We start from the raw sequence: 19,206 nt of genomic DNA on the forward strand, positions 1-19,206 counted from the left end.
CCCAGATGACGATCGGTCAGCCGAGCGGACCGGTCGTGGCGCAGGTTCCCTGGGTGATCGCGGCCTGGGCGGTCCGGCCCGTCTGCAGAACCTGCACCAGGAACCCGGCCATGAACCCGAAGAAGTCGTATCCCGTGGGTGCCGCGAGCTCTAGTGGATCGCCGGTGAGCCCGGCGCCCGATGCCAGGGCGGAGGGGAGGTTGCCGACAAGGCTGTAGCCGCCCCCGTTGTAGGCCTGGCACCCGATCGTGCTGGACCCAGCCGGCAGGACGCTCTCGTCGAGCGCCTCGAGCGAGCCGGCCATGGCGCCGTCGAACAGAGCATGGACACCGTAGGCGGCGGCGTTCGGGAGCGCGAGGCCGATGAGGTTGTCGGCGCCGGCCTGGATCTCGCCGTACAGGATGCTCGCGTCGAGGAAGCCCTGCGAGCACGCGACACCGGGCTTGGAGTCGGCGGGTGACAGCTCGGCCGCCGCGCAGGTCGACGCGTAGTTGAGGATTCCGTTGACGAGACCGACGAGGTCGTTGGCCTCGTTCTGGACGTACTGGAAGAGGAATGCCATCTCGACGGCGTCCGCTCCGGTCGGGTCCGAGAAGTTGACCGGGCTGTTGTTGGCGTACTCGTAGGGGTTGGACGATCCGAGCGGGTCGGGGCTCAGGAAACGACCCGACGTCGGGTCGTAATAGCGCGCGTGGTCGTAGTAGAGCCCCGTGGAGGAGTCGTACTGCTGGCCCCCGTAGGTGAGCGGGTTGGCCGTCGAGCCTGAAGGACTCTGGGTGCCGTAGGGGCTGTAGGCGTAGGTCTCGACCGTGGAACCGGCGGAGTTGGTGAGGGCGTTGACGTTGCCGAGCGTGTCGGAGAGGTAGTAGTCCTTCGCCCCTCCCGGCTGTACGAGCTCCAGCGGATCGTTGAGTGTCGGGCCGTTCACGTAGGACTGGGTCCCGCCGCCCGGCGGGTACTGGGCGATGAGGTTGCTGCCGTCGTACGCCGATGCGGTGGTGCCGGCGGCGGTCGTTACGGTGGTGCGCCGGCCGAGGGGGTCGTAGCCCATGGTGGTGGTGCCGCCGGGTCCGGTCACGCCGAGCAGCTGCCCGGGGGCGCCCCAGGTGTACGACGTTGTCGCGTTGGTGCCCGTGTTCTTCGCGGTGATCAGGTCCCCGGACGCGTCGTAGGTGTAGGTCATGCCGGGGGAAGCGGTGAGCTGGTTGTCCGCGTTGTAGGTCAAAGACCCCGCCGGCGCGCCGGGCCTCGACGTGATGTTGCCAGCCGGGTCGTAGGTCCAGCCAAGGGCCGGCCCGCTGCTCGGCGTCGCACTGGTCAGCCGCCCGATGGCGTCGTAGCCGAAGGTCGTGGTGCCGGCTGCGTTTGTCGCGCTCTGCTGCCTGCCATCGCCGTCGTAGGTGTAGGAGACCTGGTTTACCACGGAGGTCCCCAGGCTCGAAACAATGCTCGCCGGGTTGCCGTCCCCCCCATACGTGATCGTGTCGTCGACGCCGTTCGGCCGGGTAAGGCCCGTGAGCTGCCCGGCCGGGTTGTACAGGTAGGCGAAGTGGCCTCCTGAGGGGTCGACCACGCCGGTCGGATGACCGAGAGAGTCGAAGGTGTATGCGGTCGTGCCCGCCGGGCCGGTCAGCGCGGTGCGGTTGCCGTCGGCGTCGTATGCGTAGTGAAGGGTGACGGTCGGCTCCCCGGGCCCGGATGAGGTCTGGGCGGTGATCCGGCTGTCCGCGTCGTAGGTGTTGGTGACCGTGTCGCCGGCGGTGTTGGTGGCGGTCACGAGGCGGCCGAACGCGTCGTATGTGTAGGTGTCGGTGCCGGCACCGCCAGGAAGGCTGACCGAGGTCACCCTGCCGTCCGCGTCGTAGGTGTAAGCGGTCCGCCCGCTCCCGTCGGTGGCCGACTCGATCTGACCGGTCGGGTAGTAGGCGGCCGTGATGGTGTTGCCGAGCGCGTCGGTCTCGCTCTGGATCCGGCCGTACGCGTCCGTGACCGATTGGCTGGTCCCGGCAGGGGTGGTGACCGACGTCAGTGCACCGGAGCTGGCGTAGCCGAACGTCTCGGATTCACCGAGCGCGTCGGTGACCGACAGGACCTTGCCGCTGGCGTCGACGCTGACGTTCGTGGTCTTGCCCGTCGGGTCGGTCTCGCTGGCAAGGTGGCCGTTGGAGTCGTAGCCGATCGTCGACGTGCCGCCGGGCCCCTGGAGGGAGGTGAGCTTGCCCGCCGCGTTGTCGCCCATGTTGAACGAGTACAGGCCACTCTCGACGACGGTCGCGGGGTTGCCGCCCGCGGTGTATGTCGCCGCCTCCGCGGTGGCGCCGGTCGGGTCGATGTCGACTATCGGCTCGCCGAGGGTGTTGTAGGTGAGGTTGGTCTGGAACCCGTTGGCGTCGGTGACGCTCGCGAGGCGCCCGTAGCTGTCGTAGGTGTAGCTGCGCAGGTTGCCGAGGGGGTCGGTCTCGGTGAGGGTGCGCCCCGCGGAGTCGTAGGTGAACGACGTGGTCAGCGACTGCCCGCCCCCCGTCTGGGTGGAGCTGAGGATGTCCCCGAGCGCGTCGAAGGTCTCGAGGGACGTGAGCTTGCCGGTCTGGTCGGTGAGGATCTGCTGGCGCGAGCCGACGGTGGTGGAGATCGTCACCGTGTTGCCGCTCGCGTCGGTGATCGAGTCGACCCGGCCGTCGGGGCCGTACCCGATCGTCTGGATCGGTTTGGAGTCCGGTCCGGTGCTCCCGGTCATGTCATGGTTCGCGTCGTAGGAGAACGTGGTCGTGGCGCCGGCGGTGTCGACGAAGTCAGCGAGGTCGCCGGCCGCGCTGTAGCCGTAGTGCAGTTTCTGGCCGGTCGGCCCGGTGGCGTCGGTGATGCGCCCGGTCACGTCGCGGGTCCAGGTGAGGCTCTCACCGTTAGAGGCGTGCAGGCCGGTCGAGTCGACGGTGAGGGTGTTGCCGTTGGTGTCGGCCTCCGAGACCAGGCCCTTGGTGGTGTCGAGCACGAACGTCTCACCGGACGCTGTGGTGAGGGTGAACTGCGTCGGGTCGTACGGGTTCCCCGAGTCGTCGACGAGGTCCCCGTCGGCGGTCATGCCGGCGATGCCCTCGGACGCGGTCAGCGTGGAGGTGGTGTCGGTTCCCGGGTGGGCGCTGAACGCCGGCGAGATGGTCGGGAACAGGACACTGCCACCCTGGGGGGTGAAGTCGAACTCCTCCTGGCGACCGTTGGGCCAGGTGACGGTCACGAAGTGAGGAGCGGACGACTGGTACGCGGTCAGGCACAGAGCCCCGAAGCAGGTCGGGTCGTACTGGGACCAGCCGCCGGCGCCAAGTGCACGGTTCGAGGAGACCTGGAAGTTGGAGACGGAAACGTGCCAGCCGACCCCGAAGTCGCCGACGGTCTTGTCGGTCGAGTCGTAGGTGCGATCGAGCGACATCTGGAACCCGTCCACCGGCACCGACAGGTCCTGGTAGGTGGTCGTGTAGCGGCCGAGCTTGAGCTGTCCCGACACCGCTACGTCGGTCGACGACGATCCGGTCCCGCCGCCGGACGCGTCGCAGACCACCGTCAGGGTGTAGGTGCCGTTGGTGAGAAGCGTCGGGTCGAACGTTGTCAGCGCGGCTGGCGGGCTTCCCGATCCCGAGGCGAGCGTCGTCGTGGTGCCGCCGCCGGCGTCGGGCCTGAGGGTCACGCTCCAACCGCTGATGGTCTGCCCCGACGGCGCGCTGCAGCTGCCGGTCACTGGGGTGGGTGCGGTGATGGTGGACCCGTCCGCAGGCGTTGTGGGCCCCATCACGGGCGGCGGTGGAGGCGGCGCGGTGTTGGCCGACACGGTGACGGTTGCCGACCCGGTGCCCCCGCCGCTGGAGGTGGCGGAGACGGTGATGTCGTACTGGCCGGGGGCGAGGTCGGTCGGGTCGAAGGTCGCGAGCGTCGGCGGTGGGTAACCGCTGCCGCTGGCGAGCGTGGTGGGGGTTGCGGTCCCGTGGGGCCGCCAAGTCGCGGTCCACGAGGTCACCGTCTGGCCGGATGCGACTGTGACGGCGGCGTCCACGGCGGCAGGTGCGTTCACCGTCTCGCCGGCGCTAGGGGTGAGGATCTGCACCGAGGGCGCGCTGCTACCCGATGAGGTCGAAGTCGGTGGTGGAGCGGACGGCTGGGGCGCGAACCAATTGACCTGGACGACATTCGACACCGCCACTGGGCTCGTTGCAGTCGCGGTCAGCGTGTCGAGCCCGTCGCTCGTACCCGTGTAGGAGAACGACGCGAGCCCGTTGACGTCAGTCGCCGCGGTGAGGGTGCGGTTGTTGGCTCCCTGGACGTTGAGGGTGATCGTCTGGCCGGTTTCGGGCTGGCCGGTCTGGTCGACGGCCTGGGTTTCAATGGTCAGGGTGTTGCCGACGACCTGGTCCGGTTCGAGCCGTGGGCTGAGCGTGAGGCTGGTGGACGGCGGCAGCGGCGTGGCGGCTCCGCCCACCGCTGTCCACGGCTGCGACTCGTCGGTCCCTCCGCAGTTGTCCGGGTCGGTGCCGCCGTCGGTGAGGACCTTGCCGGTATCGGCGTATGCGGTCGTCTGGCCGTTGATGGTGACGTTGATCTGCGGGACGGCGGTCGCCGGGATACACGTGGGGACCGGCGGCACTCCGGGCAGCCCTGCCGGGGCGAAGGCCGTTCCCTCCCACTGGGAAGCGTTGGTGCTCAAGAGGTCGGTCGTGTCGAACAGGCCCTTGGTGGGGTTCCAGCTCGCGTCGACGAGACGCCCCGGGAACTCGGTCGCGACGACCACATCACCGGCGATCCCGGCGAACTGCGATGCGGGCACACCGCGCAGGGTCCCCGAGCCGTAGTCGACCCCGAAGAAGTTCTGGTTCGGGAGCACGAGGTGGATGGCCTCGGCCGAACCCACCCCGTTGCCGTCCATGTTCCCGCTCCCGACGCTCCAGGTCGTGTGGGCACCGGTGTTCGGGTCCACCGACTGGACGCAGCCGCAGTTCTCCGAGGCGACGAGGATCTGGCCGGCCCAAGGTCCGTACCTCGGGTCGTTCGGAACCGTCGTCGGCCCCTCGAGGTTGTCGCCGACGCCCGTCGCGAGCTCGGTGGCGACGCCCGCTGCTGTGACCTTCCACACGTCGCCGGCGTTGGTCGTGACGACCAGGTCACCGCCCGCCACGCAGTAGACGTCCTGGAAGACGCCGCCGCGAAGCAGCCCGCCTTCGCCGGGAAGGGTGACCCACGGGTTGGTAAGAACCGTGCCGTTGTCCGAGAGTCTCGCTATCACCCCGCTCGTGCCGGTTCCGAAGTAGAGGTCGCCGGGCTTGAAGCCGGCTTCGCAGGAGCTGGTGCGTATCGCCGACATGTACACCTCGTCGGTGAGCCCGCTCACGCTGCTGAACTGGGAGTAGTTGCCCGACGAGTCGACGAGATCGAAGTTGTTCGGCTGACCGCCGCCGTAGTTGACCGATACCACGACTTGGTTGGTCGGCTGGTAGTAGTCGATCCCGATCGGGGAGGGAAAGCCGGCGGCGATCTGGCTGAGGGTGACCGACCCGGCAACGGGCGCGCCGCCCGATCCGCCGGACTGCGAGCTGTCCGCTGTCTCCGCCGCGTCGGACGTGTCGAAGTTCGACTGGCCTACCTGCAGGCCGCGCTCGGTGAGGCTGATGATGTTCCCGGAGGGGTCGTAGTCGACCGGGCTGAGCCCGCCGGAGGAAGTGAAGATGTTGTGCGAGGCGTTGCCGTTGATGTCCGACGTCGTGAGGCCCATCGCGAGCCCGGTGGAGCTGAGGGTGTAGCCGCTCTCTCCCTGGTTCAGCGCCGCGCTGCTCACGATCGACGGCAGGAAGCCGAACCGGTCGTGGGTAGTGCCGGTCCCGTTCCCCCGGCATCCGCACTCCGCGAGCGCGACCAGCCCGCCACCGTTGTTCACGAAGGAGATCAGGCCGGCCGACCGCGCGTTCAGGATGTCGAGCTCGGACTGGCTCAGCCAGCCGCCGTAGTCGGACGCGACGACGATCACGTCGTAGTTGGAGAAGTCGACGGTGCGAAGATCGAGTGCTGTGCCCGACGAGCCGTCGTCGGCGACGTCGTAGCTGAACCCCGCCGCGGTGAGCCCGAGCCGCGGGTCCGACTCGTCGCCTCCTGGGTTGGTCACGTCGGTGACCAGCAGCATGCGGGGCGCGGCCTTCCCGTAGGTGACCCAGCTCACCGCCCGCTGCAGGATGTGCTGCGCGCCGGTGGCGTTGTTGCCGCCGGCGTAGGCGTGGTAGTCGGGGTCGTGACCGGTTATGTAGATCCCGCCCGTGCCGGTCTGCAGCCCTGAGGTGAGCTGTCCCGTCCCGGTGAGGATCGTCGTGCCGTGCGGCGGAACGACGACGTTGGTGAATCCCGGGTCGAAGTGAGTCGAGCCGACATCCACCGTCACGTGGTCCAGGGTCACCGGCGAGCCGGTGGGATTGTCGAGGCGCAGCGCGCCGCTGTCCCACGTGCCGTCGGCGCGCGGGCTTCCGACGAAGTTGACGCCGGTGGACCCCTGCCAGGGTGAGGGGAAGTTGGGACTCGTGCCGTCGCCGTACGCGTAGCCGAGCGACAGGTTCAGGCCCGAGGCGGTCCCAGTACCGACCTCCAGTGCGAGGGTCATAGGGTCGCCGCCGGCAGGACTGCCCGGTGCCGGCCGCTGCAGGTAGTCGAGTTCGAAGGGATAGGTGCCGGCCGACGGGAAGCTGACCGTGATGATGTCGGGCCCGAGGTTGGTGCCGTTGGTCTGGTTGTCCGCCGCGACGACGGCGTAGCCCTGGAAGGGAGTCGTGCCTGCCGCGGGGGCGTTGACATCCGGGTTGCCGGAGCTGCCCGAGGCGCCGTTGCCTATGCCGAGGATGTACCCGTCATTGCGGAACAGGGTGAAGACCTGGGTGCCCGCCTTGGTGACGTTGAAGCTTCCCCGCATCTCCGCGTCGAAAGACGCCATCGGGCCTACGCCGGCCTGGTAGCCGTTGCCCTCGGCCGCGCTGTAGGAGCTGAAGTCCCCGAGCAAGTCGGTGACGATGTCGGTGAACGGACGCGTGGTGGGGGTGATCCCCGAGGTGTCGTGGGGGATGGTGCCTGCTGGCGGGTTGAACTCGATGTCGGGGAAGGTCTGCCCGAACACCGGCGTGTCGGCGGGCTGCGCCGTGAACGCGGTCGTCGTGGAGGGCTCCTGGTAGAAGTTTCCGACTACCGGGCTGATCGAGACCGGGCTCACTGAACCTGAGACCGCCCAGGTGATCGTCGCCTGGTTCGAGATAACGGTGCCCGCGCCGACCGTGAAGGTGGCCGTCGCGCTGTCCGAGCCGACGTTGATACCCGTGTAGCTGAAGTGCGCGTTGCCGTTCTTGTCGGTGCCGGCGGTGCGGGTCGCGCCGTTGGCCCCGGTCACCGTGAGGCTCACGATCTGGTTGGCGAGCGGGTTGCCGTTGTTGTCGGTGAGCGTCGCCACGAGCGCCTGGGAGGTGTGCGGCGTGTCGGGCCCCGCCGCCGATGGTGAGAGGGTGAGGCGCGAGCCGTCGTAAGGCGACGGCAGCGTGCAACTGGGTGGTAGCCCGGTGACGGAGACGTTTCCGTTGCCCTTGACCGTCAGGTGGCCGGTCGCGATCTGGCTGTGGAGGCGGAAGACGCTCCCGTTCCCCAAGAGGGTGAGGGTCCCGGACCTCGCGTATATGCCGCCCGACACGTTGTCGACACCGTTGCCCGTGATGGTCAACGGGGAGACGTTCGCGGGATCCGAGTACACCGCGAGGGGGGTGCATGCCGGTACGGGGGCGCTCAGGCTCAGTGCTCCTTGGCCCGCGAGGTTGAGGATGGCGCCCTGCTGCCCGGAGGAGCACGGCGTCGGGTACGAGCCGCAGGCCAGGTAGATGGTCACGCCGCTCGCCGTAACGCTCGCTTGGCCGGAGGTGGCGAAGCTGTGCAGCACCACGTAGGTCCCGGGCTGCAGCGTCAGCTTGGACCGGCCGCTGAGGATGATGTCCTGGTACACGCCGGGTTGGATGGTCGCTGCGGTCGTGCCGCTCAGGACCTCTGACGGGACCGGGCTCGGTCTGGCCAGCGAGGGTTCGGTCACCGCGGCGAAGGGATCGGCAGCGGCCTGCACGCCGGTGGTCAGGTTCTGGATCGACCCCTTGCCCCCGTAGGACACCGTCCCGACGACGCCGACCTGTGGGGCGATGATGCTCCCGTTCGAGGTGATGGTCGCGGCGGGCTTCCCGTCGGAGTTCACCCGGACGCCTACGGTCGTCACGTCGAGGTTGCCTTTGCCGGTCACCGCCAGGGATGTGCCCGACGGCGAAAGCACGCACACGGAGCAGCTCGGCGCCGGTGGGGCGCCGGCGGCAGCCTTCGAGAGCGGAGGAGCGACCGCGGTCGCGAACGCTGCGAGCAGCGCGACCGAAACGGCTCCCACCCACACCCTCGATGAGATCCCGAGCACCTTCGGGCGTCGGCGGCTCGGCCCCAACGCCCCCCTGCCAGGAGCAACCCCTTGCACCGCCGCCCCCTTTCCGCGGCTAGGGCCAGAGTCTCTCTCCCTGACGGGAGGAACACAAGGGTCTTGTGACTTTCGGACAACATGGCTCGAAAGGCCCGTGGCTGGGTGGCGGCTGCCATTGCCAGTCGCCCGGCCCGCCCGACAGGGCCGTCTTTTGCATCTCCGTCGGGTGCCGCCCCACGCGCACCAATACTGGTTGGCCCTCCTCTTTCCCAAAGGCTGGGCCTGGCGTAGAACCGGGCCGGGGATACACCCCCGGCCCGATCCACACAGCTATTCAGTCTGTAAAGGGGGCGGCTACCCCACGGCCATGCCGACAACCGGCTTGTTCAGCGGCCTGTTGCCCATGGAGCCCTGGTACGGGGCGTTGAAGTTGAAGATGCCGCCGTCGGAGGCAACCACCCAGTAGCCACCGGTGTAGCTGTCCACCGCCATGCCCACGACCGGAGCGTTGAGGTGCTTGCTGCCTTCCGAACCCTGGAAGTGCGCGCTCGGACCGAAGTTGAAGATGCCTCCGTCCTTGGCAACGAGGTAGTAGCCCTGCCCGTCGAGAGCGGCCGCGATGCCGACGATCGGCTGGTTGAGCGCCTTGTTGCCCATGGAGCCGTAGAACGGAGCGTCGAAGTTGAAGACGCCACCATCGGAGGCAACCAACCAGTAGCCACCGGTCGCGGGGTCGACTGCCATGCCAACGATCGGCTGGTTGAGCGGCTTGTTGCCCATGGAGCCATCGAACGTGGCGCCCGAGCCGAAGTTGAACACGCCCCCGTCGCTTGCGACGAGGTAGTAACTCTTCCCATCGGTCGCCATGGCCCCGCCGACGATCGGCTTGTTGAGCGGCTTCGAGGCCATAGAGCCGTTGAACGGCAATCCGCCGAGATTGAAGACTCCTCCATCAGAAGCGAACAGGTCGTAGCCGGGACCTGCCGGGGTTGCGGACGCCGCGCCGACGTCGACCGTGGTGCCGCCGGTCGAAGGAGCGAGGTCGTTGGATCCGTCCGGTACGAATGTGGCGCCGATCCCGTTCTGGCCCGCTGATCCGAATGTGGCGTCGCACGTCGCCTGACCGTTGGTCAACGGCTGGCTGGAGCAGCCTGGGATCACGTCGTTGCCGTAGTTCTCGCGGAACTCCACGGTGCCCGAGGGGGTTCCCGACGCCGAGGTGACCGTCGCGGTGAGCAGGTCGGCCTGGTTCACCTGGGGCGAGGCAGATGCGGCGCTAATGGTTGTCGTGGTCGGCTGCAGGACCTTCAGGGTGAGAGTCGTCGACGTCTCGCTGACGCCGTAGTCGACCTGCGAGGTGCCGTCGCACGACGGCAGCGACATCACGTCGCCGTTGCCGTAGGTGGCTCCCTGCGAGTCGCTGAACTTGCCGGTGAGGCTCCCGGCGGTGACGAGCGTGTAGCTCGTGCCCGGCGCGGGATCGGTGCAGTTGCTGGCGATGCTGTTGAGGACCAGCTGTGCGCCGCCGAGGTCGATCGCCCCAGTGGAGGTGAGCTGGGAGTAGTCAGTGCCGGCGCTCGGGCTTGCGACACTCCCGTCGAAGTCGAAGCTGAGCTGGCTGTTCGAGTCGAAGTTCGCCGAGGCAGTCGACAATGTCGTAGGTGCGCTCATGTTGTCGAGGTTCACGGAACCGCCCGTGACGCTCAGAGCACCTACCGAGCCATCCCCGCTGAGGGCGGCGTCGGTCAAGTTGAGCGGATTGCCGTTCGTGCCGTTGAGGTCGGTGCCACTCAGCTGGACGTAACCGTTGCTGCCGGCGTTCTGTCCCGTCTGGGTGCTGTCGCCACCGGTGATAGCGAAGGATGACGCCTGGACACTGTTCGCTGTGGATCCATCACCCAGATTGAGGCTGGCCGAGTTGCTGAGGGCCGTTGTGACAGCCGTGCCCGCTCCAGTGACGTTGCCGTCGAGCTCGAGACTCGAGCCGGGGAGCGACCAGGTCGAGCCGGTGCCGGTGAGGGTCAAATTGTTCGCTACAACAGCCGGGTAGTGGGTGGCGTTGGCGCCCGTTACGGTGATCCCGCCGGAAAGGACCAGGCCATTGCCGCTGATCTGGTACGAGGTCTGGGGGGAGGTCGCTATGTCGAGAGTCCCTACCGAGACGCCCGTCAGGTCATTCGACGACCAGTAGCAGTTCTCGACAGTGCTTCCGCTGGCTGCGAGCTCGCTGTCGCAGGATGAGAGGTCGGGGAAGCTCAGTGTGGTGATGATCGAGCCGTTCGACGGTGCTTGGTCGGGCGATGTCGACGACCAGTTCCCCGCGTCGCTCCAGCTGGGAGGCGCAGTGGAGCCTCCAGTCCATGTGGACGTGATCGGTATCGGGGTCGCGGACGCCGCTGGTGCTGCTGCCAACTCGTATCCCGCGAAGCCGCCCGAAGACAGCAAGGTAGCCACACCCGCGACAGAGCGCGCGAGTCTTGATCGTTTCATTTTGCCGGTTCTCCTCTTCTGGGCGTGGTCCCGCCAAGCCCTTTGTGTGTGGTCACCCTGCCACACCTCGTGGTGGCATCGGCCGGATATGGGCCTAGTTGTTGGGAATGTGGGTTCGGCAGATCCCATTCGAGGGAGTGTCCGGTCGTGAGTCGTTGAGGTGTCCGCCGGCCCCGCCTATCTTTCTTCGCAAGGCCAGCTGGGGGCGGCTCGAGCCGAAGGGGGCGTCAGTGTGGATGCAGCCATTGACAACGCGGTGAACGAAGCCGGCTTTCCATGACTCGCGACGCCGCGCGGCTCCGGCACCAAGGCGATCGTGAGCTCGGCCAGCGCGGCAAGTCCGCCGAGGCGACGGGTCACACGATACTGAATCTCCAACGACAGGCCGGCAACGGTGCCGTCACCGCTCTCCTCCGCCCCGCCCCGGGGCCCGCAGTGAACAAGACCGGCCGCCTCAGCTCCATCCTGCGCGAGGCGGCGGGAAGCACCCCGGCGCCGTCCGGGCCCGTGGTCTCGGGTGATCGCCGGGCAGAGTTCGAGGCCGACCAAGTCGCCAACCGGGCGGTCAGCGTCCTCGGCGGCCCGCTCGGCGGCCCCGTCGTCTCAGCGGGGCGGCTCAATCCCGACCTTCAACGGGCGATGGCGTTGGCCGAACCCGGGCTGAAAGGACTCGATCGAGTGTCCTTCCGGACAGATCCCGCGTCGGCTGGCGAGGCCGACCGTCTCGGGGCTCGTGCCTTCGCCCGGGAGACCGCCCTGTGGTGCACGCGAAAATGCGCGGCGTTCACAGCGCGCTCCGCAACCAAGGTGGCACGGAAACGTCGGGCGGGTTGCGCAAGAAGCTCGGCAAGCTGACCAACTGGGACCGGATCCTGAAGGGCGTCCAGGCTTACGAAGCCATGGGCAAGCCATCGTCATGCTCATGTCGCGGCTGGGATCCGAAATCGCGGACTTGAGGGCGGGACGTTGGTCGGGGACGCTCGGGCTGTCCGATCAGCAGGTGAAGGGCACCGGAAAACAGGACGAAGGCCAGAAAAACAAGGTGCAGGAGCTGCACTACGTCACCGAGAGCGGCGAGTTCTCCGGCTACTTCAAAGAGGACAAGGGCTTCAATCCCACGCCGGAGCACCACGAGAAGACGGCCGGAATCAACCAGACCGACCCGAACTACGGGGCTCGCTCCGTGGCCTCGTACCGTATCGACCAACTGTTCAACGCCGGGGTCACCGCTCGCGCCGAGTTCGCCGTGCACAACGGAATGCTCGGCACGGTCCTCGAGACCGCGAAGGGCGTCCCGATCTCAGAGGTCATCGCCAAGGGTTCCGCGGAGGCCAAAGAGCAGCCGGGGGCGAAGACCGTGGACTTCAAGGACCCGGTTCTGCAGCGGTCGCTCAACAAACTGCAGCTTCTCGACGTCATCTGCGGTCAACTCGACCGCCACCAGGGCAACTTCCGGATCAACACCGATCAGCAGGGAAAGGTCACCGGGGTTACCGGCATCGACCTCGACATGGCCTTCGGCAAGGAGCACAAGGACGTCGACGAGCTCAAGGTCAAGGCGATGAACTACGCGGGTATGCCCGAGGTCATCGACGCTGAGTTCGGCGAGACCATTCTCCGGGTGACCGAGGACGACATCCGCAACGCGCTGAAGGGACTGCTTCCCGCCGGCGAGATCGAGGCGACATGCACGCGCTTGCGGACGGTCCAGGACATCGTCGCCCAGCAGAAGAGCAAAGGCCAACTGGTCGACAAATGGGATGAGTCCACGATCAACCGCACTCGCGATTACGCGAAACGGTGGAACTACGACGGCGCGGGCAATTACATGGCGCAGGTCACCTCTTCGCAGGTGAAAGGTGCCCACTTCGCGATCAGGGAGACTCTCAACAAGTGGGCCAACAGCAACCCGCAGTTGCCTCGTTCTCCGTTCCGTGACGACATCCGGGCGCGCCTTGCCGACGAACCTCGTGAAATCCGGGCCGGGTTCGGCAAGGCCATGTTCGGTCTGCTCATACAGCAGGGCAGCAACCTCGTGGAGGGGAAGATCACTGACGGGACGATCCCTTGGCAGAAGGGCGTCGAGTTCGCCTACGAGTTGATGAACGAGACGCTTGCCGACGACAGCGTCTTCGCTCGGGCGATCGTTGCATGCCAGGAAGCCTCGGGCGTCGATATGGACACCCTCAGCGGCGCTATTGGGACGGTGCTCGGACCGCGACTCACCGAGATATACCCGGGCGTCCTCATGCGGTATGCCGTGAGGGTCCTCGACATGTCCGGCGTCTAGGAGGAGCGCGGACTGGCGACCTCGTCGTGGACTTCGCCAGCCATCCCACCACCGAGAAGTGCTCGCCGTCACGGGGTCCGTGCGCGCAGCCAGCCACACCCTGCCGAAACTCTGAGGGTCTTGCCGAACCGCCTGCAGCGGGCTAGACCTTCCATCGCCGCAACGCGCGGCGAAGATCAACCACGGTGGGGAGATGTTCATGCCGTTCGCGGTCAAGTTCGAGGTGACCCTGCCAGAGAGCACGCCGGAAGAGGCTCAGAAGATGCTCGACGAGGGGATCGTTCCCAGAGCCAAGGCGCAGCCCGGCTTCATGAACGGCGTTTGGATGCGCAAGGTGTCCTCATCCAGAGAAGGTGTCGGGGTCGTCGTGTTCGGGTCTGAGCAGCAAGCCAGGGACGCCTCCGAGGCGCTGCGGCCACCGCCCGGCGGTCCCGATGTTCGAGGCGTGGACATCTACGAGGTCGGCGCCATCGCATAGGGCGGACAGACGCTGAGACTCCCAGCCATTATTCCTTGATGATGTCAAGGGTTATGGTAGGATGGTCTGGCGTACGAAGGGCACCCTGATGGACAAATGGACTTGCACTGTGGAAGCGGTAAATGACACCTACACGGGCGATGTCGAGGACTTGTCCGAGAGGGTTCTCGATCGGCTCGCCAATCATCAGGCGTCGGTCGTCTTCGGCGACCGACGCATTGTGGCCAGGTTCGCGGTCACCGCACGCCTAGTTCTACAGGCAACCGAGACAGCCCGAAAGGCGTGGAACAAGGCTCTAGATGACGAGTTGGCGTGGTCCATCGTGTCATTGTCGGCGCGGCGCGCTGATCAGCCCGATGACCTCCCGGGGCTACCAGATCTGCTTGGCGTAGCGGAAGTGGCGAAACGGTTGGACGTCTCCAAGCAGCGCGCGGCGGAACTGGCCCGCACCCATCGACTGTTCCCAGCACCGCTAGCGGAGTTGGCGTCCGGGCCGGTGTGGACCGCGTGGCAGATCGGTTCATTCGAACGATCTTGGACTCGTAAACCGGGCAGACCTCCTGGGTGGACCGCCCTAGGGAGTGAATCTCAACCGATGGATTGATCGGCCCAGATCGCCGGCAAGACCCGCTTTGTTCGTTGCCGGGGTGATCGAGACCGACTCCCGCTATGTCCGCCCAGCAGGCTGGTTGGGCGACCGAGGTGGTACCCCTGTGCGTAGTGGGCGCCGAGGCGGCTTAGGACCTCGAGTTCGTCTTCGGTTTCTACTCCCTCGGCGATGATCTGTGCGCCGGTGTCGGACGCGAAACTGAGTAGCGACGCTGCCAGGGCTCGGCGGACCGGGTCGACGTCGATCCCGCTGACGAGTTCGCGGTCGAGCTTGATGAAGTCCGGGGCGAGCTTGAGGATGTGGGCCAGGCTTGAATAGCCCGATCCGGTGTCATCGATGGCGAGACGGGCTCCTTTGTACCGCAGGTCTTGCAGGATGGCGATCAGTCCGGGGTAGTCATCGACACTGGCGTGTTCGGTGAGCTCGAGAATGAGACGTTCATACGGCGCCTGGTTGAGGACCTCTTTGAACCGCGCGCTGGCGACGACCCTGGGATCAACATTTATCGTGAGGGCGACCCCGGCGGGCAGCCTCGGTAACTGGACCAGCGCCCGCGTGATCGCCAAGAGTTCGAGCTCGACGCCAAGGTCGACCTGGTGGGCCTCGGCGAACCATAGGTCAGGCGGACGATAGGGCGAGACGTCGAAGCGGGCCAGCGCCTCGACAGCAGCCACTTTGCGGGAGGCGACGTCGACGATGGGCTGGAACACCACCGACAGAGCTCGTGGATCGTCGAGGACCGCCCGAATCCGCTCCCCCGAGTCGATCCGGGTGACACTGTCGGGATTCAGAATGTTCATTACATACCGGCTGGCGGTGTCCGCCGGGTCCCTGTGTTGGCTGAGTTCAAGCAGCTGTCTGCTCGCTCTGGACAGCTCACACGCCGAGCCGATCGCGACGCTCAAGAAATCGCCCAGCTGGGTCAGGGTGGCCGCGTCGCCGTCGGAGAAAGCGCCAGCCCGTCTGGCGTTGACCGCGAGCACCCCGAGAGTCTCACCTGTGCGCAACAACGGCACACACAGCAAAGACGCGACCGACAATCGACGACACGCGTCCGCGTCGACCCGCGGATCGGCAGCGGTGTCATCAGAACGCTGAACCATCCCGCGGCGCACCGCCAGCCCGGTCAAGCTCGAGTCAAGCCCGACCCGCGTACCCAGATGCGAGATCTGATGGCCGGCGCCGCAGACGTAGGTAACGCCGTCATCATCGACCAGACCAACCATCACGCCATCGGCAGCCTCGATCAACTCCAAGGTTCGGTCGGTGACCCGCTGCATCAACACCAGCGGATCCAACGCCTCTCCCACGGAGTCGATCAATGACGCCGGCATCGTCCTACAGGTCTGCCGGCGGCCCGGTGCGCAAACGCAGCCCGGATCCGATATTCAGCGCCCAAGAGACAAACCACGCCGGTATATCGACCACGCGACATGGCGACTTGAGAACGGCGTCACGACGGCGACCGCCGAAGAACCTATTCGCTCAAAGAGAGCCCCGCCCAGGACAGTTGGAGCGTGACCTTCGCCCCGTAGGCCCGATCGGCGTTCCCAAATCGCTCCGTTGACCTGGGCGCGTCGTCGTTGTGCGTGGCCGCGACTTGGCTTCAGGCGGCGGTGAGCTGGGCGACGATGGCGCCGCTGTCGATCCACACCTGCTCGCGGCTGATCAATCCGTCGCCGAAGCCGAAGACGTGGAGGATGCGGAAACTGACTCGACGTCCGTTGCCGGGGATGCCGAGCATCTCCCCGATGACCGCGCCCGTCATGTTCTGCTCGAGGATCATTGTGTCGCCGTCGAAGAACCTGTTCAGCGGTTCCTCTCCCTCGGTGCGGAAGTTGGCGGTCAGGAACCGGTAGAACTCCCGGGCCGCGTCCTTGCCGGTACGGGGAGAGCCCGGAAACCCCACCGCGTCGTGGACGACGTCGTCGGTGTACACCGCAACCGCTCCCTCGACGTCTCCGGCCCCCTCTGCCTTCAGGTGCTGCTCGACCAAGGCGATCATCTCGTGCTGGTCCATCATTCTCCCCTTCCGGTTGGTGCAAGCCTCTGGCGTTGCGTCACTGCTATTATTGTGAGATGGCTCTCTCACGTCAAGAGGCGTCTCGTATAAATAGCGGGCGGGCGAATCAGAAGGCCCGAACGCGGACCGCGCTGCTCACGGCGGCAGCCGAGCTGGTCCGAGAGGGCAGGCCGCCGTCCATACCCGAAGCCGCCGACCGTGCGCTGGTCTCGGTCGCCACCGCGTACCGCTACTTCTCCTCGGCAGAGGAGCTGTGGTGGGAAGCGTCGAACTCGGCCTTCGGCGACCAGGGGACCGTGGCGCAAGCCGAGCGGAGAATCGAAGCGGCGGGCGGCGACCCACAGGCGCGCCTCGAAGCACTCATCCGCAGCATCGGCTTCCAGATCCTCGACGACCAGGTGCCCTACCGGCGGATAGCCAAGAGCGCCCTGGAACAATGGTTCCGCCAGGCCGATGCTCCCGACAGCCAGCGGGTGCCGATCCGCCAAGGAAGGCGCAACGAGCAGATCAGAAAGGTCATCGCCCCCCTACACGGCCGACTTTCCAAGAAAGACATCGACCGCATCGCCCACGCTCTGGGGCTCCTCATCGGCTCTGAAGCCATGATCTCCCTCACCGACGCCGTCGGGCTCGAGGTGCCCGCAGCCAAGAGGACCCTCCTGGACGCCGGTCGATGGCTCCTCGCAGGAGCACTCGCCGAGCTCGCCGAGCTCGCCGACGAACAGAGCTAGCGAGGTTCCCTCTACAGGGCTGCCGGTTGTCGTCCTTGCCTCGAGTCCTGCGATGGCCGCGGCGGTCGTCAAGCGGAATGGTTTTCCGGGGACGCGGGCTGTCTCCAAAGTGGGAGGAACAGCACCAGGGCGACCGCTTGGATGACGACGGTGAAGGTGATAGCCGCGTCGCTGGAAATGTCGTAGAGGGCACCGATGATGGCGGCGCCGGCTAGCCAGGCGAGGCCGTAGACCGCGGTGAAGGTTCCGTATCCGACGCCGCGCCGCGCTCGTGGTACCAGGTCGGCGACGGCCGCCCTCATGGTTGACTCGTGTACGCCCATGACCGCACCCCACAGCGCCGCGCCAGCCCATACCAGGAGGACCGACGTGGAGAACGACAGGAACGGGATGACCGCACCGAGCAGGGGCAGCAGGACCAGGCCCCGTAGACCCATCCGGTCATAGACCTTCCCAGAGGCGAGCGCGGCTAGGGCGGCTGCGCCCATGGCTACCGCGTAGAGCACCGGGATGGTGGCGGTGGAGACAACATGGCGATGCGCCAAGTGGTAGGCGAGGACGGCGAAGGTGGCGAAGCCGGCCAACGTGGCGGCACTGAAGGCCGCGTACTGCCAGTAACGCCGGGAGAAGCCCCGCAGTGCCACAGGGCGGGTCTGGGTGACCTGGACCGTGGGGTCGTAGGCGGCTGGGCGCGGTACCTGTCGGCGGAGGTATCCGAGGACGAGCATCGCCGCTACGCCGGGGATGGCGAGGAGCGCGAACGCCGCTCGGTATCCGTGGTGGGTGGCCAGCACAGCGGCCACCACGAGGGGGCCGATCAGCGCTCCGGACTGGTCGAGGGACTCGTGGACGGCGAAAGCGTGACCCCGGCCCATATCGACGCTGGCCTCGGCCAGCATCGTGTCTCGGGCGGGGGTTCGTACCGCCTTGCCGAAACGCTCCGCGATGATCAACAGGCACGCCAGGCCGAGGGGTCCGCCGACTCCGAGGAGTGGTACGGACACGATCGTGATGGCGTAACCGGTGATCGATATGGCCCAGTGTCGCCCCGTGCGGTCTGACCAGCGCCCGGTCGCCATACGGAACACCAGCGCCACCGCTTCGCCGAAGCCGGTGACCAGCCCGACTACGGCAGCCGAAGCGCCGAAGGTGGCCAGGTAGGGGCCGACGATGCTGCGGGCGCCCTCATAGACGAAATCAGCCAGCCCGCTGACCACGCCGAAGACCAGCACGAACCGCAACGGCGACATTCGGTTCGGCTCCATTGGGCGGCTATCGCCCGGCCGGGAATGCGGGTTCACCTGATTCGTCGGGCAACTACCACCTCGGATGGGACCCCATAGCGGACGATCACCTCGGCGTGATCAAGGTGCCACTCGGGTCCAGTGATCAGACCGCGTAGCTCGATCGGTCGGCAGCCACCGACCATAGCGGGCCATCGAGTTGCGACTGCATTCCAGCCAGCGGCGATGATCCGACTCGCGGGTGTCGTGCCGTGGGTCAGCGAAACCAGGGCAAGCAGTCCGCCCGGGGCGAGGAGCCGGACTGCCTCGCCCATCAGAGCATGAGCGTCGTCGGAAGAGAGGAGGTCGAAGACGTATGCCGCGAGGAAACGGTCGAAGGCTGCGTCCTCTCCGGGCAGCTCAACAGCTGGAGGCTTCAGCAACTCGATCTTTGCTCGTTCGGACCACCGGGCGAGCCGTGCCGTGGCCAGCCCGACCATGGTCGGGCTGACGTCAACCCCGAGGTACCTGGCTGACGGTGGTAGCACCGAGGTCAACAGCTTGGAGGCCAACCGACCGGTTCCACAGCCAAGCTCGAACACGGACACGCTTCGCTCGAGGTCCGCGAGTTCCACGAGCCGTTGGACGGCGGCGTCTTCATAGACGCGTTGTGTGTCCTGGAACCGACCGAAGCGATCGTAGAAGCGCCGAGACCCTGCAGCATCCAGCGGCATGATTGCACTGTACGCGTAGCCCCTCGTAGACGAGCCTGCCAACGTGGCCAAGGTCGGGAAGACCCTGCAGATCGCGCCATCAAGGGGCGTGTAGACGTACCGCCTGCTCCCGGAACTCGTTGTCGAAGGCTTGCGTCATGCGCTCGACGCTGGCAGAAGAGAGTGCGAGGGCGTT

At 66.8% G+C, this 19,206-nt stretch carries 10 protein-coding genes; 4 read left to right on the plus strand and 6 right to left on the minus strand.

What is annotated here, in order from left to right:
* Positions 1 to 16: 16 nt before the first annotated feature.
* Together VNF71_11340 and VNF71_11345 are read right to left on the minus strand one after the other, a co-directional pair.
* Positions 17 to 8,425 (minus strand): RHS repeat-associated core domain-containing protein, encoded by an 8,409-nt coding sequence (locus tag VNF71_11340; GenBank protein HVA75144.1) that lies wholly within the window; start codon positions 8,423 to 8,425, stop codon positions 17 to 19.
* A gap of 381 nt (positions 8,426 to 8,806) precedes the next feature.
* Positions 8,807 to 10,942: an Ig-like domain-containing protein gene (locus VNF71_11345; protein ID HVA75145.1), complete on the minus strand. Its 2,136-nt coding sequence runs from the start codon at positions 10,940 to 10,942 to the stop codon at positions 8,807 to 8,809.
* Between the two features lie 276 nt (positions 10,943 to 11,218).
* Here VNF71_11345 and VNF71_11350 point away from each other — a divergent pair, with 276 nt between their 5' ends.
* The 3 genes from VNF71_11350 (at position 11,219) to VNF71_11360 (ending at position 13,710) form a co-directional block, all read left to right on the plus strand.
* A complete protein-coding gene (locus VNF71_11350) occupies positions 11,219 to 11,797 on the plus strand; it encodes a hypothetical protein (protein ID HVA75146.1) in 579 nt (192 codons plus the stop codon).
* Positions 11,798 to 11,864: 67 nt separating this feature from the next.
* The gene (locus tag VNF71_11355; GenBank protein ID HVA75147.1) at positions 11,865 to 13,232 is read left to right on the plus strand and encodes a hypothetical protein; all 1,368 of its coding nucleotides are present in this window, start codon (positions 11,865 to 11,867) and stop codon (positions 13,230 to 13,232) included.
* Positions 13,233 to 13,425: 193 nt separating this feature from the next.
* Complete coding sequence (locus VNF71_11360) at positions 13,426 to 13,710, plus strand: hypothetical protein (protein HVA75148.1); 285 nt, start codon at positions 13,426 to 13,428, stop codon at positions 13,708 to 13,710.
* Between the two features lie 588 nt (positions 13,711 to 14,298).
* Here the strand turns inward: VNF71_11360 and VNF71_11365 are convergent.
* A complete protein-coding gene (locus VNF71_11365; GenBank protein HVA75149.1) occupies positions 14,299 to 15,642 on the minus strand; it encodes an EAL domain-containing protein in 1,344 nt (447 codons plus the stop codon).
* A gap of 284 nt (positions 15,643 to 15,926) precedes the next feature.
* On the minus strand, positions 15,927 to 16,340 hold the full coding sequence (locus VNF71_11370; GenBank protein HVA75150.1) for a nuclear transport factor 2 family protein: 414 nt from the start codon (positions 16,338 to 16,340) through the stop codon (positions 15,927 to 15,929).
* A gap of 59 nt (positions 16,341 to 16,399) precedes the next feature.
* On the opposite strand from VNF71_11370, the gene VNF71_11375 reads away from it, so the two are divergent.
* Positions 16,400 to 17,074 carry a TetR/AcrR family transcriptional regulator gene (locus VNF71_11375; protein HVA75151.1) on the plus strand — a complete coding sequence of 225 codons (675 nt, stop codon included), beginning with the start codon at positions 16,400 to 16,402 and terminating at the stop codon, positions 17,072 to 17,074.
* Between the two features lie 68 nt (positions 17,075 to 17,142).
* On the opposite strand, the gene VNF71_11380 is transcribed toward VNF71_11375, so the two are convergent.
* A complete protein-coding gene (locus tag VNF71_11380; GenBank protein ID HVA75152.1) occupies positions 17,143 to 18,324 on the minus strand; it encodes an MFS transporter in 1,182 nt (393 codons plus the stop codon).
* 47 nt (positions 18,325 to 18,371) lie between these two features.
* Complete coding sequence (locus VNF71_11385) at positions 18,372 to 19,031, minus strand: class I SAM-dependent methyltransferase (GenBank protein HVA75153.1); 660 nt, start codon at positions 19,029 to 19,031, stop codon at positions 18,372 to 18,374.
* Positions 19,032 to 19,206: the final 175 nt, after the last annotated feature.

Source organism: Acidimicrobiales bacterium, assembly GCA_035533095.1.
In the GTDB taxonomy this organism is placed as follows: domain Bacteria; phylum Actinomycetota; class Acidimicrobiia; order Acidimicrobiales; family Palsa-688; genus DATLUM01.